Source organism: Actinomadura rubrobrunea NBRC 15275 (genome assembly GCF_001552235.1).
GTDB classification, from domain to species: Bacteria; Actinomycetota; Actinomycetes; order Streptosporangiales; family Streptosporangiaceae; genus Spirillospora; species Spirillospora viridilutea.
Genome location: NZ_BCQU01000073.1, coordinates 1 through 19,032, shown reverse-complemented (window position 1 = coordinate 19,032; position 19,032 = coordinate 1). Strand labels below are relative to the sequence as shown.

Genomic DNA, 19,032 nt, shown 5'->3' with positions numbered 1-19,032 from the left:
TCACCTCTGTCGTGGGTCGTGTGCGTGCTCGGCCAGGACGGCCAGGTCCTTGTCGCCGTCACCGCGGTCGACGGCCGCCGTGACGATCTCCAGCGCGCGTTCGGCCAGCGGCAGCGCGGCGCCCGCCGTCTCGGCCAGGTCGACGGCGTGCCGCAGGTCCTTGGCCATCAGGCGGGCGCGGAACGCGGCCGGCTCGTACCGCCGCTCGCGCATGATCGCCGCGCGGAACGCCATCACCATGGAGGCGACCCCGCTGCCGGCCACGCAGTCCAGCACGGCGTCGCGGTCCAGCCCCGCGGCCTCGCCGAGCCGCGCCGCCTCCGCCAGCGCGGCGATCTCGGCGCCGATGAGCATGTTGAGGACGAGCTTCATGGTGGCGGCGGCGCCGGGCGGCCCGAAGTACCGGATCTCCCGGCCGATCGTCTCCAGCACGCCGCGCGCCGCGTCCACGTCCGCGCGGTCCCCGGCGGTCAGCACGCGCAGCTCCCCGGACCGGGCCTGCAGGGGATTGCCGAAGACGCACGCCTCGACGCGGCGCGCGCCCAGCGCGGACAGGCGGCGGGCGGCCTGCCGGGCGAAGTCCGGGGAGACCGTGGACGTGTCGATGACCAGGGCGCCCTCGCCGAGCCGGGACGCGGCGTCGCCGAACAGCACCTTCTCCACCGCCGGCTCGTCGGCCAGGCTGACGATGACGGCGTCGGCGCCGTCGACCGCGTCGGCCGCGGTCCGCGCCGCCTGCGCGCCGGCCGCCACGACCGGCGCCGCCTTGGCCGTCGTGCGGTTGTAGACGCGCACCGAGTAGCCCGACTCCACCAGGCGCGTGGCCATGCCCGCGCCCATCGCGCCGAGTCCGAGGAACCCGAGGGTGCGCGTGCCGCCGTCGTCGCTCATGAGACCTCCTCGCGCGGCGCGGTCACACGCCGCAGTCCACCGGGATGCTCGCCCCGGTCACGGCTCGGGACAGGTCGCCCGCCAGGAACAGCACGACGCCGGCGACGTCGTCGGGGCGGGCCAGGCGGCCGAGCGCCGTCATGCCCGCCAGCCGCCGCCGCACCTGGGGCGGCGGCCCGCCGCCGTCCTTCTCCTCGTCCGGCTTGTCGACGAAGCCGGGCAGGACCGTGTTGACGCGGATGCCGCGCGGGCCCAGTTCCTTGCTGAGCGAGCTGGTCAGCCCCAGCACGCCCGCCTTGGACGCGGCGTAGTGGGCGCGGTCGGGGGCGCCGCGCCCGGCCAGCGAACTGCCGATGTTCACGATCGACCCGCCGTCCCCCAGCAGCGCCAGGGCGGCCCGGGTGACCAGGTACATCGAGGTGAGGTTGGCGTCGAGCACGCGCCGCCACTCGGGATGCTCCAGCTCCGCCAGCCCGGCGGAGGCGTCCACGCCCAGGTTGTTGACCAGCGCGTCCAGGCCGCCCAGCGCGTCGCGGCACCGGGCCGCCAGGTGCTCGGCGCCCGCCTCGGTGGTGACGTCGGCGCGCACCACCAGATGCCCGCCGCCGATGCCGTCCAGTTCGGCCTGCAGGCTCTTGGCGGCGGTCTCGTCGCGGTGGTAGCAGGCGACGACGCGCCCGCCCGCGCGGGCCGCGGCCAGGGCCACCGCGCGCCCCACCCCGCGGGTGCCGCCGGTCACCAGTGTTCTTCTGCCTCGCAGTCCCAGATCCACCGTTTCTCCTCACATCACCGCCGCCGTCGTGTTCACCAGCACGGCCGCGATCGCCAGGACGGTGCGCAGCAGATGCCAGCGCCGCCACTCGGCGCGCGGGTCCCGCCAGTCCGCCGGCAGGGGCGCGTCCGGGTCCAGGCTCTTGACCTGGCGGTTCAGCGGCACGTTCAGCAGATGCGAGACGCCCGACACCCCGACCAGCAGCACCGCTCCGCACAGGAACAGCGCCCGCGTCCCGCTCTCGTCCGCGATCACCCCGAGCGTCAGGCTGGCGGCCGCCGAGGTGAGCACGATCAGCGGCATGACGGGGTCCCAGTTGCGACCGAGCAGCTGGTGCATGCGCACGTACAACGGGGGCGACACCGCTCGCAGCGCGGGGACGATGCTGATGGCCACGGCCAGCAGCACACCCGCGGTGATGCCGCTCCCCGAGAGCGCGACGACGCCCAGCGCGTTGTCCAGCACGGTGCTCCCCTCCGATCGACTCGCTGACGGCGGGCGCCGGCGGCGTCCGCACCGCGGACCAGACTCCGATCCCCGCCTCGAGCCGTGATCGAGGGCCGGTCGGCGGCCGGGCCTCGAGCGGCCCTCGACCCGCGGGCCGGACGATGCCGCGTGCGTGACCGGCCGAACCAGGGAGGGGAGATGGCCGACGAGGAGCCGCTGCTGCGTTTCCCCCCGCCCGTGCCCCCGGGGCCCGCGCCCGCGCCGACGTACGCCGAGCTGCGGGAGCGCCGTCCCGTCGCGCGGGTCCTGCTGCCCGACGGCAGCCGGGCGTGGCTGGTCAGCCGCTACGCCGACAACCAGCGGCTGCTGGCCGAGCCGCGGCTGAGCCGGGCCGCCGCCGCGCGCCGCGGCGCGCCGCGGGTGCGCGGCATCGCCCTGGAGGCCGGCTCGATCACCACCATGGACCCGCCAGAGCACACCCGGCTGCGCCGCCTGGTGGCCGGCGAGTTCACCGCGCACCGGATGAAGCGGTTCCGGCCGCGCATCCGCGCGATCGCCGAGGAGCTCGCCGACGCCCTGGCCGCCGCCGGGCCCCCGGCCGACCTGGTGGCCGGGTACGCCGGGCCGCTGTCGATCCGGGTGATCAGCACGCTGCTGGGCGTCCCCGAACCCGACCTGGACCGCTTCCGGTCGTGGGTCGACGACTATCTGGGCGTCGCCGGCACCGACCCGGCGGCCGTGGCGGACGCCGCCGCCCGGCTGCGCGGCTACTTCGGGTCCCTGGTCGCGGCGCGGCGCGCCGAACCGGGCGACGACCTGCTCAGCTCGCTGCTGGCCGCGCGCGAGCAGGACCGGCTCACCGAGCGGGAGCTCGTCGCGCTCGGCGTCACCCTGCTGGTCGCCGGGTACCAGACGGCCTCCAGCATGATCGCCGGATCGGTGCAGGCGCTGCTGGACCGGCCCGAACGGCTCGCCGAACTGCGCGACGACCCCGGGCTCATGCCCACGGCGGTGGAGGAGCTGCTGCGCTACGTCGCCGTCTCCGCCGCCGGCGGCACGATCCGCGTCGCCACGGCGGACCTCGAGCTGGGCGGCGCGCGGATCCGCGCGGGCGACGCGGTGCTGCCGGCGATCACCTCGGCCAACCGGGACGCCGCCGTGTTCGACGATCCCGACCGGCTCGACCTGCGCCGCGACCCCAACCCGCACCTGGCGTTCGGCCACGGCCCCCACCGCTGCCTGGGCGCGGCCCTGGCGCGCGTCGAGCTGACCGTGGCCCTGTCCACGCTGCTGGAGCGGTTCCCCGGCCTGCGGCACGCCGAGCCGGCGCGGCGGCCGCGGTGGCGCACCGGCGGCATGGTCCGGGGGCCGCTGACCCTGCCGGTCGCCTGGTGACGAAGGAGCGGACATGACGAGGTACGCGACCGCCGTGGTGACCGGAGCGTCCGGCGGCGTCGGGGCGGCGTTCGCGCGGCTCCTGGCCGCCGAGGGCAGCGCCCTGGTCCTGGTGGCGCGCGACGCGGCGCGGCTGCGCGCGCTGGCCGACGAGCTGCGCCGCGAGCACGGGGCGCGGGTGGAGGTGCTGCCCGCCGACCTGGCCGCCCCGGCCGGCCTGGAGCGGGTCGCCGCGCGGGTGTCCGACCCGCGCCGGCCGGTGGACCTGCTGGTCAACGGGGCGGGCGCGCTGGGCGGCATCGGCCCGTTCGCCCGCCGCGAGCCCGCCGGCCTGGAACGCGACCTGGCGCTCAACACCTGGGCGCCGATCCGGCTGACGCGGGCCGCGCTGCCCGGGATGCTCGAACGCGGCCACGGCGGCGTCGTCAACGTCTCCTCGGTGATGGCCTTCCTGCCCGCGCCCGGCGGCGCTCCCTATGCGGCGGCCAAGTCCTTCACGACCTCCTTCAGCGAGAGCCTGCACGGCGAGGTCTGCTGGAGGGGCGTGCACGTCACGGCGCTGTGCCCGGGGTCGGTGGGCGGCACGCGGCTGCACCGTTCCGCCGGGCACCGCGAGTCGGGGCGGCTCGGCAGGCTGCTCGACGTGGACGACGTGGCGCGCGAAGGGCTGGCCGCCGTCGCCGCCGGACGGCCCCTGTGCGTCCCCGGGCTGGACTACCGGTGGCGGGTGCTCATGGCGCGGATGCTGCCCCGCCGGCTGGTGCGGGCGCGCTACTACCGGCGCTGGGGCCGCCGTTTGGCGGAGGCCGGCGGCCCCAGCGCCCGCGTCGCGGCCGGCGGCGGTCAGGCGCCCAGGTCGGCGGGGCCGAAGCCGTAGCGGGTGCCGGTGGACCGGGCGCGGAAGGTGACCACCACGTTGCCGTCCAGGTCCACCTGCGAGGCCTGGCCGGTCAGCTCCACCTTCGTCGGCGACAGCAGCGTGCCCTGCTGCTGGACCTGCACCGTCCCGGTGACCTTGCCGGCGTCGGAGATCACGAAGTGCCGGTAGTCCACGGTGAACGCGGCCGCGCCGGTGGCCTTCCACGTGCCGAAGCCGACGATCCGCGAGGCGCCGGTGCCGATCAGCAGGCCGTCCCGGCTGAACGCGAACAGGCCCGGCTCGGGCGGGTAGTCGGGCACGTCCAGGTTGGCGATGGTGATGGACCACGTGCCCGGCAGCGCGAACCCGCGGTGCGCCGCGGTGTCGGCGGAGGCCCGGCCGGGCGCCAGCGCCGCGGCCAGCAGCGCCCCCGCACCGACCGCGGGCACCAGCCTGCCGCCCTTGCCGATGAGCTCTCGACGTCCGATCTCGGTGGCCATGGCTGCTCCTTTCGCCGGCGGTCGCGCGGCGCGCGGAGCGGGGGCCGTTGCGTCACGCCGCGCCAGGGGATGTCACGCGGCACGCTCGCAGCCGCGGGTCGACGACGACTGGAGGCCTGATCGATCCGCCTTCGAGGGCGTCTCGACCGCCGTGCCGAAAGGTTCGGTCGGAGCATCGACACCCTGTCCGACCGGCGGCAGCGGCCGCCGTCCCGATGCGAAAGGTCCGTCCATGCTTGCTGAGACCCTCGTCCGCGCCGGTCACCTGCTGATCGGCGACCACGCCCCCGAGGGGCGCGACTACTGGGCCCGGCGGTTCTGGGACCGCGACGAGGTCGAGAGCCGTCCCGTGCTCGGCGACGACTTCAGGGCGCAGAAGAAGAAGATCGCCGAATACATCGAGACGTACGGCGGCGACGCCGCGCGGGTGATAGAGATCGCCTGCGGCACCGGGGAGTTCACCGCGATGGCCGCGCGGTCCACGGCGGCGAAGGAGATCGTCGCCGTCGACATCTCCGAGCAGGCCCTGCGGATCGCCGGCGAGCGCGTCGAGCACCCGGGGCTCACGTTGCGCCAGGGCGACTTCTGGGCGGTGGACGACCTGGGCACGGCGCCGCTGGTGCTGTGCGTGGACGCCGTGCACCACCTCGGCCGGGTGCGCAAGGTGCTGGAGCGGTTGAAGACCTTCGTCGAGCCCGGCGGCGTCTTCATCGGCAACCTGTGGACGATCGACAACTACCACGACTACCAGCGCACCCGCTACGGAGCGCTGCAGCACCTCGGCCGCTCCGCGCTCTTTCTGGCCAACGCGGTGGCGATGCGCGCGACGGGAGGCCGCGTGCGCTGGGCGTCGTACCGGACGCAGCTGCTGCCGGCCAAGGCCGTGGAGCCCATGCTGCGCGAGGTCTTCGACGAGGTGCTCGGCGTGCACACCACCCGCTTCTTCGTCGCCTTCGCCTGCCGCCGGTCCGCCGGCTCCAGCTAGCCGGAGCCGCCGGCCGGCGGCCGGCCGGCTCACCTCGCGGCCGCGGCCGCGCCGGTGCGCATCGGGGAGAGGGCGAACTCGCGGATGCCGGCGGTGAAGTCGACCCGCGGCCGCCACCCCAGCTCCCGCGTGATCCGCTCGGTCGAGCCGTAGATGTGGCGCATGTCCGCGACGCGGTACTCGCCGGTGACGACGGGTTCGGGCGCGCCGGCCGCCTCCGACAGCGTCCGCGCGACCTCGTAGATCGTGTGCGGGGTTCCGCTGCCGACGTTGTAGGCGCGGAACCCCGCGGCGGCGTGCCGCAACGCCAGGACGTTGGCGGACGCGGCGTCGTCCACGTGGACGAAGTCCCGGCGCGACCGGCCGTCCTCGAAGACCCGGGGCGGGCGTCCCGTCACCACGGCGCCGTGGAAGGAGCCCGACACCCCGGTGTAGGTGCTGGCGAGCATTCCCGGCCCGTACACGCTGTGGTAGCGCAACGCGGCGGCGCTGCCCCCGGTCTCGGTCGCCCAAGCGGCCACCAGGTTCTCCTGCGCCAGTTTGGTGACGGCGTAGACGTTGTAGGCGGGGGAGAGGGGGTCGTCCTCGTCGATCGCCTCGGGCAGCAGGTCGCGCCCGCATCGGGGGCAGCGCGGTTCGAAGCGCCCGGCCGCCAGGTCGCGCTCGGCCCGCCGCGGAGGCCGCACGAGACCGTGCTCCCGGCAGCGGTACCGACCCTCCCCGTAGACGACGACCGAGCTGGCCAGCGCGAGCCGCTCCACCCCGGCCTCCGTCATCGCCACCAGCAGCGTCGCGGTTCCCACGTCGTTGCAGTCCGCGTACCGGCGGGCGTCCAGGATCTCCCGCCCGCGGCCGACCATGGCGGCGTGGTGGCTCACCGCGTCCACGCCGCGCAGCGCCCGCCGCACGGTGTCCTCGTCGCGGACGTCGCCGCGCATGAACTCCACGTCGTCGGGCAGGGCCGGCTCGGTGTCATGGACTTCGGGCAGCAGGGCGTCCAGCACCCGCACCCTGTGCCCGTCGGCGAGCAACGCGGACACCACCCGCGACCCGATGAACCCGGCTCCGCCGGTGACCAGTACGTGCATCGCGATTCCCCTTCTCTCGCTCAGAGGGACTCCATCCAGGTCACAGCGACCGTCGAGCCGCTCCTGGAACCGTTCGGGACGTGGTAGCTCACAGGGACCCGAACACGGACACCGAGCCGGTGGCCGTGGTGGGCGCGGGCGGTTTCATTGGCACCGCGCTCATGGAGACGCTGACGGCGGCGGGCGTGCCCGCCATGCCCCTCACCCGCTCCACCCCGGCGGTGGTCGACGGCCGTCCGGCGCCCGGGCTGCGCGCCGCCCGGGTGATCTTCTACCTGGCCAGCAGCATCAACCCGGCCCTGGCCGAGCTGCACCCCGAGCGGGTCGCCGCCGACCACGCCGCGTTCACCGCCCTGCTGGCGGCGCTGCGCCGCGCCGGGAGCCGGCCGGCGCTCGTCCTGGCCAGCAGCGCGGGGGCGGTGTACTCCCCGGACCGCCCGCCGCCGTACCGGGAGACCGACCCGGTCGGGCCCACGACCGCCTACGGCCGGGCCAAGGTGGAGCTGGAACGGGCGCTGTTCGACGCCCGCGACGCCGTCCGCCCGGTCGCGGTGCGGATCGCCAACGCCTACGGCCCCCGGCAGCGGACCGGCACCATGCAGGGGGTCATCGGGCACTGGCTGGAGGCCGCCGCCGCGGGACTGCCGCTGCGGCTGTACGGGCGGCCGCAGAACCGCCGGGACTACGTGTACGTCGACGACGTCGCGGAGGCGCTGCTGCTGACCCGCCGCTTCGTCCTCCGAGCGCCCGAGACGCAGGCGCCGGAGGTGTTCAACATCGGCTCGGGCGTGCCGGTCTCCTTGGCCGCGCTGGCCCGGATGGTCTCCGCGACGGTGGGCCGGGAGCTGCCCGTCGAGCGGCTGCCCGACCGCGGGTTCGACCGCCGCGACGTGTGGTTCGACGTGCGCCGCGCCGACGAGGTCCTCGGCTGGCGGCCGAGGACCTCGCTGCGGGACGGTCTGCGCCGCACGTGGCAGCGGCTCACGACGGCGGCGCCCACCGGTCCGGTCCGCTAGCGGCCGGACCCGGCGGGCGCCCCGTCGAGGGCGGCCCGGCCGGTCATCTCGTAGACCACGCGCATGGTCACCATCGACGCCGACGACCGGAAGGGGTGCAGCCGGGTCCGGTGGTCCAGGTGCTCGTCGCTGCGCTCGAACTCGCGAAAGCCCGGCTCGTCGACCCAGTCGCTGACCACGTAGTAGGCGCCGGACTCGTCGTCGCGCGCCAGCCACTGGCGCAGGTTGGCGGGGTGCTCGGTGATCGCGTGCCCCACGTTGTACCAGGTCTCCTCGAAGTCGCGCTCCATGCCGGGATGGATCTCCATCCGCAGCATCACCCGGAAGAAACCGGAGGTCGCGTCCGCCATTTCAGATTCCTCCGTCCACGTTGAGGGTCTCGCCGCTGATCCACGCGCCCAGGTCGCTCGCCAGGAACAGCACGGCGCCGGCGATGTCGGCGGGCTGCCCCAGCCGGCCCAGCGCGGTGAGCCGCTGATACCGCTCGCGGGTCTCGGGCGAGACCTCCTCCTCGGTCTCCACCGGTCCGGGCGCCACCAGGTTGACGCGGTAGCCCTTGGGGCCCAGTTCCTTGCACAGCGACCGGGTCAGCCCGACCAGGCCCGCCTTCGACGCGGTGTAGTGCGCGCGCAGCGGCAGGCCCACGCCGGCCACCTTCGACCCCACGTTGATGATCGAGGCGCCGGCGGCCAGCAGCGGCAGCGCCTTCTGGACGACCAGGTAGGCGGCGGTCAGGTTGACGTCGAGGACGCGCCGCCACTCGTCGACCTCGAGCCGCTCGAACGGCACGTGGCTGATGGCGCCGGCGTTGTTGACCACGACGTCGAGGGTGCCGAGGTGGCTCCGGCACTCGCCGATCAGCCGGTCGACGTCGGCCGGCTTGCCGAGGTCGGCCTTGACGACCCGGTGGTCGCCCGGCGTCTCGGCCAGCTCCTTGACCAGGCTGTCGACGGCGGGGCCGTCCTGGCGGTGGCAGGTCAGCACGGTGGCGCCGGCGCGCGCGAACGCCAGGGTGATCGCCCGGCCGATGCCGCGGGTGCCGCCGGTGACCAGCACCCGCCGGCCGGTGTGGTCGAACCGGACGCCGCCCGCGGCGCGCTCGGCGGCCTCCTCGACGATCCGCTTGATGCGCTGCATCTGGACGGCGGTGTTGCGGTTGAGGCGCGCGGTCATGGCCTCGTCGTCCAGCGGGGCCTGCGGCTTCATCGCGAAGTCCTGCGTCCAGCGCATCCGCACCCCGCCGTCGACCTCCTCGTACTCCCAGTACAGGTTCATGTACTGGAACACCCCGGTCTCGATGCGGCGCGCCCGCACGGTCCGGGTGGCCGGGTCCGGCGTGCGCTCGGAGACCCAGCTGCAGACCGTGCCGTTCTCATCGGGATGCAGCGTGAGGCGGAAGCGGATGGTGTCCCCGTCGCGCTCCAGGATCTCGGCCGCGGCGTACTCGCTGAACAGCCGGGGCCATGACTCCACGTCGTTGGTCATGTCCCAGACGAGGTCCATCGGCGCGTTGATGACGATCGAGTTGTCGGTGTGTCCCGCCATGGTGAGCTGTCCCTTCTGGACGTGCCGGGTCGGGTCGGGTGGGCGGCCGCGGCATGATCGGTGCGGCGTGGGTGCGTGGGGAACGGGCACGCCCGGCACGCGATCGCGACGGCCGGCGCGCGGCCGCCCATCGGAACGGTTTCGTGCGGGGCTAGAGCGGCTCTGGAGCCGCGCTGGTGCGCGATCTCGCTCGGGAATCGAGCCGGGATTGCGAGCGTGCGGCCACGAGTCGGGAGAGACAGTCGGCAGGAGGTGGACGAGATGGCACCCACCATCGCCGTGACCGGCGCCGCGGGGTTCATCGGGAGCAATTTCGTGCGGTACTGGCGTTCGGCCCATCCGGAGCAGGCGATCGTCGCGGTGGACGCCCTGACCTACGCCGGGAACGTGCGCAACCTGGACGAGGTGCGCGCCGAGATCGTGTTCGAGCAGGCCGACATCGCCGACGAGGAGGCGATGACGCGGATCCTGCGCGGGCACCGGGTGGACACGGTCGTGAACTTCGCCGCCGAGACGCACAACAGCCTGGCCGTCCTCGAACCGGCGCGCTTCTTCCGCACCAACGTGCTCGGCACGCAGGCGCTGCTGGAGGCGTGCCGGCGGGCCGGGGTGAGCCGCTTCCACCAGGTGTCCACGTGCGAGGTCTACGGGGACCTGGCCCTGGATTCGCCCGAGTCGTTCACCGAGTCGAGCCCCTATCGGCCGCGCACGCCCTACAGCGCCAGCAAGGCGGGCGGCGACCACGTGGTGCGCTGCTACCACACCACCTTCGGCCTCCCGGTGACGATCTCCAACTGCGCCAACAACTACGGCCCGTACCAGTTCCCGGAGAAGGTGCTGCCGCTGTTCATCACCAACGCGCTGGCGGGGCTGCCGCTGCCGCTGTACGCCTCGACCGGCAACCGGCGGGAGTGGATCTCGGTGATCGACCACTGCCGGGCGATCGACCTCATCCTCACCCGCGGCGAGATCGGCGAGACGTACCACGTGGGGACCGGCGAGGAGGCCACCATCGAGGAGATCGCCGACCTGGTGCTGGACGAGCTGGGCCTGCCCGCGACGCTCAAGACGCTGGTGCCCGACCGGCCCGGCCACGACCGCCGCTACCTGCTGGACACCGGCAAGCTGAGGCGCACGCTCGGCTGGGCGCCGCAGGTCTCGTTCGAGCAGGGGGTCCGCGAGACCATCCGCTGGTACCGCAACAACCGCGCCTGGTGGGAGCCGCTGCTGGCGCACCGCCGCATCGCCGAGGAGTCGTGGCAGGGCGGCCAGGAGCCCACGGGCGCGCTCGCCGGATGACCGGTGGCGCCGCCCCGCGCACCGCCCCGCGGGCGGTGCTGGCGGCTGAGCCGCCGAGCCCATGGCGAAGGGGCCGTCCCTCGCGGACGGCCCCCTTTCCGCACTCGTCCGGCGCGGGTCAGTAGGCGGCTGTGATCTCATAGATGCCGAACGGGCCGCGGCCCCGGTCGTCCTGAAGGGGACGCAGCGGGGCGGTGAGCTCGCGGTGCTCGGCGCCCTTCTCCCAGGCGCGAAAGGACTCCAGGTCGGTCCACTCGCTCATCACCACGAAGGCGCCCGGTTCGTGGACCGACCGCAGCAGCGCGTTGCCGATCAGACCCGGCGTGCCCTCCAGGGCACGGCTGACGGTGTGGTATGCGGTCTCGACGGCCTCGGGGGCGTCGCCGGGCGCGCTGGCGTAGACGAGGACGCGCACCCGGCCGACGAGGGCCCCGGGCCGCCGCTCAGGCTGCGGGGATGCGGGAGGTGACATAGCCGACCACGTCGTCGGGCGTCTTGAGCTCCTCGACCTTCTCGTCGGGGATGGCCACCAGGAACTCCTGCTGGATCCGCGCCGCCAGCTCCAGGCGGGCCAGCGAGTCGTAGCCCATGTCCTCGAAGGCCACCGAGCCGATGTCGGAGTCCAGGTCGACGGAATCGGGTTCGCCCGCGCATTCGCGCAGGATGCGCCGGATGTCGTCCACCGTGAAGCGGGCCATCGTCTCTCCTCTCGTGCGGTGGCCCCACTGTCGCGGCTCCGGCTCGAACCACGCTGGATGCGGGGTGGAAGACTGAGCGGGTCTATCCGTTGCCGAGGGCCCGCACCACGCCGCCGGCGTGGCGCGGACGCGCGCCGAGCGGCTCGGCGGGCTGCGCCGCCGCGCGCACCACGCGCAGGTCGAGGCGGTCGCGTCCGTTCGCCGCGGGCCGGTCCCGTCCGCCGTCGCGAAGGTCGCGGTCGTCCTCGAGGGCCGCGTGGCCGTTCTCACGGGCCGCCGGGGAGGACTCGCAGGGCATCGGCCCCGTGCCGGTCGTCGGCCGTTCCGCCGCCGGCTCCAGGAACTCCTCGTTCAGGCGCTCGCGGGCGAACACGCGCACCAGGTCGTGCAGCCGGTAGCGGATCTCCCCGGCGCCGGTGCGGCGCACCGACAGCAGATGGCGGCTGGCCAGCCGGATCAGCTGGGCCTCCACCGCGTCGGTGCCGCTGCCGATCAGCCTGGCCGCGGTGGTGGCGGTGAAGTCCGGCGGCGGCAGCAGGCTGATCAGGCGCAGCGCGCTGCGGTCGCGCGGATCCAGCCGCCGGTAGCCGGCCGACAGCCGGCCGCGCACGTCGAGTTCGGCGAACGACAGCAGGTCCAGCCGGCGCCGCGAGTCCTCGATCTGCGCCGCCAGCTTCTCCACCGGCCAGGTGTGCATGGCCGCCAGTCGGCAGCCCACCGACCGCAGCGCCAGGGGGAGCCGCCCGGCCAGTTGCGCGATGCGCTCGGCCGACTTGCGCTCCTCGGCGGTGAACCGCCGTCCGCTGGCGGTCTCGATCAGCTCCACCGCGTCGTCGGTCGACATCACGTCCAGCTCGATGTGCCGCACGCCGGGCAGGCTGTACAGGCCGCGCTGGGTGGTGATGATGACAGCGCAGTTGGGCGACGCGGGCAGCAGCGGGGCGACCTGTGACACCGAATGCGCGTCGTCGAGCACCACCAGCACCCGCCGCCCCATGCTCCAGGTGCGGAACAGTTTGCTGCGTTCCTGGAGGCTGTCGGGGATCTCCCCGGCGGGCACCCCGATCGCCCGGGCGAAGCCCTCCAGGATCTGGTGCGGGTCCGCGGGGTGGTCGGGGGTGCCGCGCAGGTCGGCGTAGAGCTGTCCGTCGGGGAATTCGGAACGGTCCGCATGCCCGGCGCGCAGCGCCAGGGTGGTCTTGCCGACGCCCGGCATGCCGGAGATGGACACCGCGCGCACGGCCGTGTTCTCGCCCTGCGGGCGCACCAGGTGGCGGCGCACGTCGCGCAGGACCTCCTCCCGTCCCACGAAGTCGGAGATGTCCGGGGGGAGCTGGGCGGGCACGAGAAGGGGGTCGAAACGGCTGCGGACGATGGTCGCCGACGTCCTCGGCGTGCGCGTCTCGGCGTCGGAGTTGAGCAGCTTCAGGTGCAGCTGCTGGACCGGCGCCGACGGCTCCATGCCGAGCTCGTCGATCAGCATGCGGCGCAGCCGCTGGTACACCTCGAGCGCCTCGTAGCGGCGGCCGGAGCGGTGCAGCGCCATCATCAGATGGGCGTGGAAGCGCTCGTTGAGCGGGTGCTCCGCCACCAGCATCTTCAGCTCGCTGATCAACTGCTGGTGCCGGCCCAGCTCGAGGTCGGCGGTGATGCGCAGCTCCAGGGTGCGCAGCCGCTCCTCCTCCAGCCGGGTCACGTAGGCGGAGAGGATCTCGCCCACCGACACGTCGGCGAGCGTGGGACCGCGCCACAGCGCGAGCGCCTCCGACAGCCGGTCCGCGGCGCGCGCCGGATCGCCCTCGTCGAGCGCGGTGCGGCCTTCGTGCGCGAGGCGCTCGAAGCGGAGCAGGTCCCCCCGTTCGGCCGAGACGTCGAGCAGGTACCCCGACACCCGGGTGTGCAGCGTCGCCGCTTCGCAACGCTCCAACACGTCCTTACGCAGCTTGTAGATGTAGGTCTGCAGGGTCGTCATGGCGCTGGCCGGCGGATCGTCTCCCCACAGCTCGTCGATGAGCTCCCCCACCTGCACGAGCTTTCCGCAGCGCACAAGAAGGAAGGCGAGCACCTGCCGCACCTTGGGCGCGGTGGGCGTGACCTCCATTCCCCCGTTGGCTACCCATAGGGGCCCCAGAATCCGAAAGTACATGCCGTCCTTCCCCGTACTACCGTCGCATCAATCTCGCTGAAACGAAGTCCCCCGAGTGATAATGCTGGGAATTCTCAGCCGGATCGGACCGGCAGGCAACCTGCACTTTGTTGCGGTGTCGCCGCTGAACGTGCACACTCTTGAAAGTAGGGGCCGTTTTCTATAAAATTCTCCGTCCGGTCATCGGGGTGGCGGGTCGGAGGGCGCGTCCGCGCGTGAATCGGGCCGCCGATTTCGCGGAATATGGCGGTCCGATACGCGATCTGCGCGTCCGTCGCGACCGCAGACCGGAACACCATGCACCGTGGCCGCTCGGAAGGCGCTCGAGGGTCGCTCGCATCGGCATTCTCTCCGCTCCGCCATATCCTTCGCCCCGGCATTCGATCGCCAGATAACTGGCGGCAGATAATTCGGCGACCGTGTGCCGTCCGCTGTTCGGCGGGTGACCGAGCGTGCGGCCGCGGCCGTTCGCCGGCCGTCCGGGATACGGCGGGGAGACGGAATGTTTCGCGCAGGTCACGCCGACGTTAAAGTGAGAATTGCGGGGAAAGGTTGAGGGGGACGTCTACGGCGGGGTCGACCGACATTCGAGGCCGCCGCTCTAGGCTGACCGCCCGGTCGTAGTTCATCTCCCACGGCATCGGCCGTCCCGACATCCGGATGGGAAAATGAGACTCCAGCTTCTATTCAGCGGCCGGATTCGGCCGCTCGGCGCCCCGGTGCCGGCCTACCTGATCCAGACCGGGGACGCCACGGTGCTCGTCGACACCGGTCCGCCCCGCGACCGCGCGGGCGCCCACCGCGCCGACCCGGACGAGCGCGTGGTCCTGGAGCCGGGCGAGGACGTGCCCGCCCTGCTCGGCCGGCTGGGCGTCGCCCCCGACGACGTCGACGTCGTCGTGTGCACGCATCTGGACCCCGACCACGCGGGCAACCACGACGTGTTCGCCGGCGCGGAGTTCGTCGTCCAGCGCAGCCACCACGCGTGGGCCGTCTCCGCCGCCGGGGCGCGCCGCGCGGCCGCCCGCGCCGCCTGGGACCGGCCCGGAGTCCGGTGGACCCTGGTGGACGGCGACACCGAGCTGCTGCCGGGCATCGAGCTGATCGAGTCGGGCGGGCACGTCCCGGGCCACCAGTCCGTGCTGGTGCGGCTGCCCGAGACGGGGCCGGTGCTGCTCGCCGCCGACGCGATCCCGATGAAGGCCGCGCTCGACCCCGAGAACCGGCCGATCTTCCCCTTCGACATGGACGAGGCGCAGGTCCGCGCGTCCACCAAGAAGCTCGTCGACCTGGCCCGCGCCGAGGGAGCGATGATCATTTGCGGCCATGAGCCGGCCAACCTGACCGAGCTGCGGGCCGCCCCCGCCTTCTACGGCTGACCGGTCGGGCGGCCCGGGCCGCGCCGGCCCTCGCCCGATCGGTCCATGGTGACCGCTTCTGTCCGTGACCGGTTCCGGCTGGCCGGGCCGCCGCGGACCCCGCACCGAGGAGTGACCGGTGTCTCAGATGCCTGTGCGGGTCGTCGTCCACTATCGCGACCCCGATGGTCCCACCGAGACGCTGGCGGCCGCGTACCGGCGGGCCGCCCGGGACTTGGCGGGCACGCCCGGCCTGCTGGGCCACGAACTGCTCGGCGCCATCGACGGCGACGGGCGCTTCGCGCTGCTGATGGCGTGGCGGGATCTGGCCTCCTACCGCGCCTGGGAGCGGAGACTGCGGGCCGCCGGGCACCCGTCGCCGCTGCGCAAGTTCCAGGACCGCACGCGGCCGGGCGGCCACTACGAGGTGTACGTGGTCCACGACGCCGACTACCCCGCGGCCGACGCCGCGGGCGCCGCCGACCCGCTGTCGCAGCCGAGCGGCTGAGACCGGGTCCGCCGCCTTTATCGATCGAGCGCCGTCGATCGAACGCTGTCGATCAAGCGCTGTCGACCGAGCGCCGGCGGACCCGGTCCGTCCGCGATGACGCGGACGACGCGTCAGCCCGCGACGTCGGCGGGGGAGCCGGCGGGGGAGTCGGCGGAGCGGCACAGCAGGCGGTCGAACAGCGCGGTCATGTCGTCGACGGCGCCCGGGGCCTGCGGGGCGTCCGCGCGCCTCCACGCGACGAACCCGTCCGGGCGGACGAGCACGGCGCCCCCGGGCGTCAGGCCGTGGGCGGCGCACAGGTCGACCGCGGTGGTGCGGACGTCCCGCCCGATGACGTGGGCCGCGACGTCGAGACCGATCTTCTCGGCGGCCCGCGCGGCGGCGTCCGCCCACTCGGCCCCCTCGGGGCCGGCGAGGAGCACGAACCGGTCGCCGTACAGGTCGAGCGTGGAGATCAGCTTCCCGTCCCGCTTGGCGATGACGTGCGGCGCGCGCGTCCCCGGCCGCCCGCTGGGCTCCGGCTCCCACACCGAGTCGCCGGCGGAGCCGTCCGGGTCGACCGCGGCCGATCGGTAGACCTGGCCGAACGTGACGACGGGATCGGGCTGGATCCGCGGATCCGGCGGCGGCTGGGGTCCCCCGGCCAGCCGGGGCCGGTCCTTGGACCGCAGGACGGCCTGCTCCACGGTGGCCTCGGCGACGGGACGGCGCTCCTCGGCATAGGTGTCCAGCAGCCGGGGACCCGCCTGGCCGCGCAGCACCGCCGCCAGCTTCCACGCCAGGTTGTGCGCGTCCTGGATGCCGGTGTTGGAGCCGTACGCGCCGGTCGGCGGCATGACGTGCGCCGCGTCCCCGACCAGGAAGACCCGCCCGACGGCGAACGACCGCGCGACCCGTCCCGCCGACTCCCAGGAGGCCACGCCGTCGATCGTCACGTCGAGGTCGTCGACCCCGGCGGCGGCGCGGACGAGTTCGACGCACCGCTCGGGGGTGAACTCGGCGGCGCGGTCCGGGTCGTACGGCACGTGCAGCAGCCATTCCACGGCGTTGTCCACCGGCAGCAGGCCGCTGCGCGACGACCCGTTGATCGTGTAGCACATCACGAAGCGGCGGCCGCGCAGCGGCCCGGTCAGGTCCGCGCGGAACCGGATGTTGAGGAAGTGGCCGAGGGCGCCCGGGCCGTCCGACTCGACGCCCAGCAGCCGGCGCACCAGGCTTCCCGCGCCGTCGGCGCCGACCAGGTAGCGCGCGCGGACGCGGCGTTCGCCGCCCGCGCGGTCGCGCAGCACGGCGGTCACGCCGCCCGCGTCCTGCTCGAGGTCGACCAGCTCGGTGCCGAACCGCAGGTCGGCGCCGTGGCGCGCGGCGTGCTCGCGCAGCAGCGGCTCCACCTCGTGCTGATGGCACAGGCACCAGCCGGTCGCGCCGAGCCATCCGTCGTCGTCCGGCGCGCCGGTGTCGCGGTGGTAGCCCTCCTTGAGGGCGCCCAGCTCCCTGCCCGCGAGGCTCTCGGCGGCGATGATGCCGCTGTTCTCCGCCAGAGCCTTGGCCGACGGCATGGCGCGCAACTCGTCCTCGATGCCCGCCCACCGCAGCAGCTCCATGGTGCGCGCGTTCACCCCGCGCGCTCGGGGGTGGGGCGACAGGCCTTGGTTGCGTTCCACCACCATGGACGGGACGCCGTGCTTGCCGAGGAAGAGCGCGGTGGACAGCCCCACCAGGCTGCCGCCGACGATGAGGACCGGTGTGTCCGTCTTGCCGCTCATTGAGCGCCTCCGGGGTTCATCTCGTCGACCAGGGCGGTCGTGTGCTTGCCGGCGCGGAACGCGGGGTGCCGCAGGACGTCGCGGAGGAAGTCCCGCGTGGTGCGCACGCCCTTGCCCGACACCTCGAACTCGCTGAGCGCGCGGTCGGCCCGTTCGATCGCCTGACGCCGGTCGGGCGCCCACACCGCCACCTTGGCCAGCAGCGGGTCGTAGTCGGCGGTGACGCGGTAGCCGGGATAGGCGTGCGTGTCGACCCGGACGAACGGGCCGCCGGGCGGCGTGAAGCTCTCCAGGACCCCGGGCGTGGGCAGGAATCCGCGGTCGGGGTCCTCGGCGTTGACGCGGGTCTCGATGGCCACGCCCCGGGGGACGATGTCCCGTTGGCGCACCGACAGGCCGTCGCCCGCGGCGACCCGCAACTGCTCGCGCACCAGGTCCACGCCGGTCACCAGCTCGGTCACCGGATGCTCGACCTGGATCCGGCAGTTGACCTCCATCAGGTAGAAGCCGCCGTCGGCGTCCACCACGAACTCGTAGGTGCCGGCGCCGGCGTAGCGCAGCTCGCGGGCCGAGTGCACGGCGGCGGCGCAGATCTGCTCCGCCAGGGCGCGGGGCAGGCCGGGCGCGGGGGTCTCCTCGATGAGCTTCTGCCGCCGGCGCTGCACCGAGCAGTCCCGCTCGCCCAGGTGGACGACCTCGCCCTCGCCGTCGCCGAGGATCTGCACCTCGATGTGGCGGGCGTGGTCGAGGTACTTCTCGGCGTACAGGCGGGGGTCGCCGAAGGCCACCTGCGCGCCGACGCGGGCCTCGACGTAGGCGCGCGGCAGCTCGCGCGGGTCGCGGACGACCGTCATGCCGCGGCCGCCGCCCCCGGCCACCGCCTTGAGGATGATCGGGTAGCCGATGGACTCGGCGACGGCCTTGGCCTGCTCGACCGTCTCCAGCGGCGCGGAGCTGCCGGGCAGCACGGGCAGTCCGGCCCGCCGGGCGATCTCCCGGGCCTGCGCCTTGTCGCCGAGCATGCTGAGCACCGACGGGGACGGGCCGACGAACGTCAGCCCCTCGGCCCGGCAGATCTCGGCGAAGTCGGGGTCCTCCGACAGGAAGCCGTACCCGGGGTGCACCGCGTCGGCGCCGACCTGCAGGGCCGCGGTGACGATGGCGGCGGCGTTGAGGTAGCTGCGGCGGGGGGCGGACGGGCCGATGCGGACGCACTCGTCGGCGAACCGCGTCACCGCGGAGTCGCGGTCGGCGTCCGAGCACACCGCGACGGTGCGGATGCCCAGTTCGCGGCAGGTGCGCGCCACGCGCAGCGCGATCTCCCCCCGGTTGGCGATCAGAACGGTCGAGAACATCAGCGCTCCTTGAGAAGCGGGTTGCCGTGGGCGGGGCGGGCGTCGGCGCCGCCCGAGCGGGTCAGGCCGCGGCGAGGACGAACAGCGGCTGGCCGTACTCGACGGGCTCGGCGTCGGACACCAGCACCTCGACCACGCGGCCGGGACGGTCGACCGTGACCGCGTTCATCAGCTTCATCGCCTCGACGATGGCCACCTGCTGGCCCTCCTCCACCTCGTCGCCGACCTCCACGAAGGGCCGGGCCCCGGGGGAGGGCGCGCGGTAGAAGGTGCCCACCAGAGGGGACTCGACGCGGAAGGTGCCGTCGTCCTCGTCGGCCGGCGCGCGGGCGGGTTCCTGCGCCGGGCCGGGCACCGCGCCCGCCGGGGCCGCCGGCCCGGGGGCGGCCGGGACGGCGGCG

20 protein-coding genes are annotated in these 19,032 nt (G+C 74.1%); 7 read left to right on the top strand and 13 right to left on the bottom strand.

Translation table 11 applies throughout. The features are described from left to right. Genes AR3_RS32975 through AR3_RS21130 form a run of 3 tightly spaced genes read right to left on the bottom strand, consistent with a single transcriptional unit; the run spans window position 1 to window position 2,128 of the window. Window positions 1-891 (bottom strand): NAD(P)-dependent oxidoreductase, encoded by an 891-nt coding sequence (locus tag AR3_RS32975; protein ID WP_067916103.1) that lies wholly within the window; start codon window positions 889-891, stop codon window positions 1-3. A 22-nt stretch (window positions 892-913) separates the two neighbouring features. Then, window positions 914-1,663 carry an SDR family NAD(P)-dependent oxidoreductase gene (locus AR3_RS21135; RefSeq protein ID WP_067916101.1) on the bottom strand — a complete coding sequence of 250 codons (750 nt, stop codon included), beginning with the start codon at window positions 1,661-1,663 and terminating at the stop codon, window positions 914-916. Between the two features lie 9 nt (window positions 1,664-1,672). After that, window positions 1,673-2,128, bottom strand: a complete 456-nt coding sequence (locus tag AR3_RS21130) for an anthrone oxygenase family protein (protein ID WP_227023059.1) — start codon at window positions 2,126-2,128, stop codon at window positions 1,673-1,675. A gap of 180 nt (window positions 2,129-2,308) precedes the next feature. Here AR3_RS21130 and AR3_RS21125 point away from each other — a divergent pair, with 180 nt between their 5' ends. Together AR3_RS21125 and AR3_RS21120 are read left to right on the top strand one after the other, a co-directional pair. Next, window positions 2,309-3,505 carry a cytochrome P450 gene (locus AR3_RS21125; protein ID WP_083951743.1) on the top strand — a complete coding sequence of 399 codons (1,197 nt, stop codon included), beginning with the start codon at window positions 2,309-2,311 and terminating at the stop codon, window positions 3,503-3,505. A 13-nt stretch (window positions 3,506-3,518) separates the two neighbouring features. Further along, window positions 3,519-4,382 carry an SDR family NAD(P)-dependent oxidoreductase gene (locus AR3_RS21120; RefSeq protein ID WP_083951742.1) on the top strand — a complete coding sequence of 288 codons (864 nt, stop codon included), beginning with the start codon at window positions 3,519-3,521 and terminating at the stop codon, window positions 4,380-4,382. Here AR3_RS21120 and AR3_RS21115 read toward each other — a convergent pair. Then, window positions 4,349-4,864, bottom strand: a complete 516-nt coding sequence (locus AR3_RS21115; RefSeq protein WP_067916099.1) for an MBL fold metallo-hydrolase — start codon at window positions 4,862-4,864, stop codon at window positions 4,349-4,351. The genes AR3_RS21120 and AR3_RS21115 overlap by 34 nt on opposite strands. Window positions 4,865-5,096: 232 nt before the next feature. Between AR3_RS21115 and AR3_RS21110 the strand changes: the two genes are divergently transcribed. After that, a complete protein-coding gene (locus AR3_RS21110) occupies window positions 5,097-5,849 on the top strand; it encodes a class I SAM-dependent methyltransferase (RefSeq protein ID WP_067916097.1) in 753 nt (250 codons plus the stop codon). A 29-nt stretch (window positions 5,850-5,878) separates the two neighbouring features. On the opposite strand, the gene AR3_RS21105 is transcribed toward AR3_RS21110, so the two are convergent. Further along, on the bottom strand, window positions 5,879-6,937 hold the full coding sequence (locus tag AR3_RS21105) for an NAD-dependent epimerase/dehydratase family protein (protein WP_067916095.1): 1,059 nt from the start codon (window positions 6,935-6,937) through the stop codon (window positions 5,879-5,881). 80 nt (window positions 6,938-7,017) lie between these two features. On the opposite strand from AR3_RS21105, the gene AR3_RS21100 reads away from it, so the two are divergent. Further along, window positions 7,018-7,953 (top strand): NAD-dependent epimerase/dehydratase family protein, encoded by a 936-nt coding sequence (locus tag AR3_RS21100; RefSeq protein WP_067916093.1) that lies wholly within the window; start codon window positions 7,018-7,020, stop codon window positions 7,951-7,953. Here AR3_RS21100 and AR3_RS21095 read toward each other — a convergent pair. Together AR3_RS21095 and AR3_RS32800 are read right to left on the bottom strand one after the other, a co-directional pair. Next, window positions 7,950-8,303 carry an antibiotic biosynthesis monooxygenase family protein gene (locus tag AR3_RS21095; protein WP_067916090.1) on the bottom strand — a complete coding sequence of 118 codons (354 nt, stop codon included), beginning with the start codon at window positions 8,301-8,303 and terminating at the stop codon, window positions 7,950-7,952. The genes AR3_RS21100 and AR3_RS21095 overlap by 4 nt on opposite strands. Window position 8,304: 1 nt before the next feature. Beyond that, entirely contained in the window at window positions 8,305-9,498 is a 1,194-nt protein-coding gene (locus tag AR3_RS32800) for an SDR family oxidoreductase (RefSeq protein WP_313819752.1), read from the bottom strand. Between the two features lie 261 nt (window positions 9,499-9,759). On the opposite strand from AR3_RS32800, the gene rfbB reads away from it, so the two are divergent. Further along, window positions 9,760-10,797, top strand: coding sequence for a dTDP-glucose 4,6-dehydratase (rfbB, locus tag AR3_RS21085; RefSeq protein WP_067916132.1), 1,038 nt, complete (start codon window positions 9,760-9,762; stop codon window positions 10,795-10,797). Window positions 10,798-10,915: 118 nt separating this feature from the next. Here rfbB and AR3_RS21080 read toward each other — a convergent pair whose 3' ends face one another. The 3 genes from AR3_RS21080 to AR3_RS21070 all read right to left on the bottom strand — a co-directional run bounded on the left by AR3_RS21080 (window position 10,916) and on the right by AR3_RS21070 (window position 13,596). Then, a complete protein-coding gene (locus tag AR3_RS21080) occupies window positions 10,916-11,269 on the bottom strand; it encodes an antibiotic biosynthesis monooxygenase family protein (protein WP_067916089.1) in 354 nt (117 codons plus the stop codon). Further along, window positions 11,241-11,495: an acyl carrier protein gene (locus AR3_RS21075; RefSeq protein WP_067916087.1), complete on the bottom strand. Its 255-nt coding sequence runs from the start codon at window positions 11,493-11,495 to the stop codon at window positions 11,241-11,243. Before AR3_RS21075 ends, AR3_RS21080 begins: the two co-directional genes overlap by 29 nt. 82 nt (window positions 11,496-11,577) lie before the next feature. Next, window positions 11,578-13,596: an AfsR/SARP family transcriptional regulator gene (locus AR3_RS21070; protein WP_067916085.1), complete on the bottom strand. Its 2,019-nt coding sequence runs from the start codon at window positions 13,594-13,596 to the stop codon at window positions 11,578-11,580. A gap of 764 nt (window positions 13,597-14,360) precedes the next feature. Here AR3_RS21070 and AR3_RS21065 point away from each other — a divergent pair. Together AR3_RS21065 and AR3_RS21060 are read left to right on the top strand one after the other, a co-directional pair. Continuing rightward, entirely contained in the window at window positions 14,361-15,020 is a 660-nt protein-coding gene (locus tag AR3_RS21065; RefSeq protein WP_067916083.1) for an N-acyl homoserine lactonase family protein, read from the top strand. A gap of 127 nt (window positions 15,021-15,147) precedes the next feature. After that, entirely contained in the window at window positions 15,148-15,507 is a 360-nt protein-coding gene (locus tag AR3_RS21060; RefSeq protein WP_083951740.1) for an antibiotic biosynthesis monooxygenase family protein, read from the top strand. Window positions 15,508-15,620: 113 nt separating this feature from the next. Here AR3_RS21060 and AR3_RS21055 read toward each other — a convergent pair whose 3' ends face one another. From AR3_RS21055 to accB, 3 genes are all read right to left on the bottom strand, one after another. Continuing rightward, window positions 15,621-17,276 carry an FAD-dependent oxidoreductase gene (locus AR3_RS21055; protein ID WP_067916079.1) on the bottom strand — a complete coding sequence of 552 codons (1,656 nt, stop codon included), beginning with the start codon at window positions 17,274-17,276 and terminating at the stop codon, window positions 15,621-15,623. After that, the gene (locus tag AR3_RS21050) at window positions 17,273-18,631 is read right to left on the bottom strand and encodes an acetyl-CoA carboxylase biotin carboxylase subunit (protein ID WP_067916077.1); all 1,359 of its coding nucleotides are present in this window, start codon (window positions 18,629-18,631) and stop codon (window positions 17,273-17,275) included. The genes AR3_RS21055 and AR3_RS21050 overlap by 4 nt, the downstream gene beginning before the upstream one ends. A gap of 61 nt (window positions 18,632-18,692) precedes the next feature. Continuing rightward, window positions 18,693-19,032, bottom strand: a 340-nt coding sequence (gene accB, locus AR3_RS21045; protein WP_157406730.1) for an acetyl-CoA carboxylase biotin carboxyl carrier protein, incomplete at its 5' end; no start/stop codon positions are given.

Excerpts from the sequence above, each read along its gene's own strand:
- AR3_RS21105 (WP_067916095.1), bottom strand. The coding sequence starts at position 6,937 with ATGCACGTACTGGTCACCGGCGGAGCCGGGTTCATCGGGTCGCGGGTG.
- rfbB (WP_067916132.1), top strand. The coding sequence starts at position 9,760 with ATGGCACCCACCATCGCCGTGACCGGCGCCGCGGGGTTCATCGGGAGC.
- AR3_RS32975 (WP_067916103.1), bottom strand. The coding sequence starts at position 891 with ATGAGCGACGACGGCGGCACGCGCACCCTCGGGTTCCTCGGACTCGGC.
- AR3_RS21110 (WP_067916097.1), top strand. The coding sequence starts at position 5,097 with ATGCTTGCTGAGACCCTCGTCCGCGCCGGTCACCTGCTGATCGGCGAC.
- AR3_RS21075 (WP_067916087.1), bottom strand. The coding sequence starts at position 11,495 with ATGGCCCGCTTCACGGTGGACGACATCCGGCGCATCCTGCGCGAATGC.
- AR3_RS21095 (WP_067916090.1), bottom strand. The coding sequence starts at position 8,303 with ATGGCGGACGCGACCTCCGGTTTCTTCCGGGTGATGCTGCGGATGGAG.
- AR3_RS21125 (WP_083951743.1), top strand. The coding sequence starts at position 2,309 with ATGGCCGACGAGGAGCCGCTGCTGCGTTTCCCCCCGCCCGTGCCCCCG.
- AR3_RS21070 (WP_067916085.1), bottom strand. The coding sequence starts at position 13,596 with ATGGAGGTCACGCCCACCGCGCCCAAGGTGCGGCAGGTGCTCGCCTTC.
- AR3_RS32800 (WP_313819752.1), bottom strand. The coding sequence starts at position 9,498 with ATGGCGGGACACACCGACAACTCGATCGTCATCAACGCGCCGATGGAC.
- AR3_RS21120 (WP_083951742.1), top strand. The coding sequence starts at position 3,519 with ATGACGAGGTACGCGACCGCCGTGGTGACCGGAGCGTCCGGCGGCGTC.
- AR3_RS21055 (WP_067916079.1), bottom strand. The coding sequence starts at position 17,276 with ATGAGCGGCAAGACGGACACACCGGTCCTCATCGTCGGCGGCAGCCTG.
- AR3_RS21080 (WP_067916089.1), bottom strand. The coding sequence starts at position 11,269 with ATGTCACCTCCCGCATCCCCGCAGCCTGAGCGGCGGCCCGGGGCCCTC.
- AR3_RS21115 (WP_067916099.1), bottom strand. The coding sequence starts at position 4,864 with ATGGCCACCGAGATCGGACGTCGAGAGCTCATCGGCAAGGGCGGCAGG.
- AR3_RS21060 (WP_083951740.1), top strand. The coding sequence starts at position 15,148 with ATGCCTGTGCGGGTCGTCGTCCACTATCGCGACCCCGATGGTCCCACC.
- AR3_RS21050 (WP_067916077.1), bottom strand. The coding sequence starts at position 18,631 with ATGTTCTCGACCGTTCTGATCGCCAACCGGGGGGAGATCGCGCTGCGC.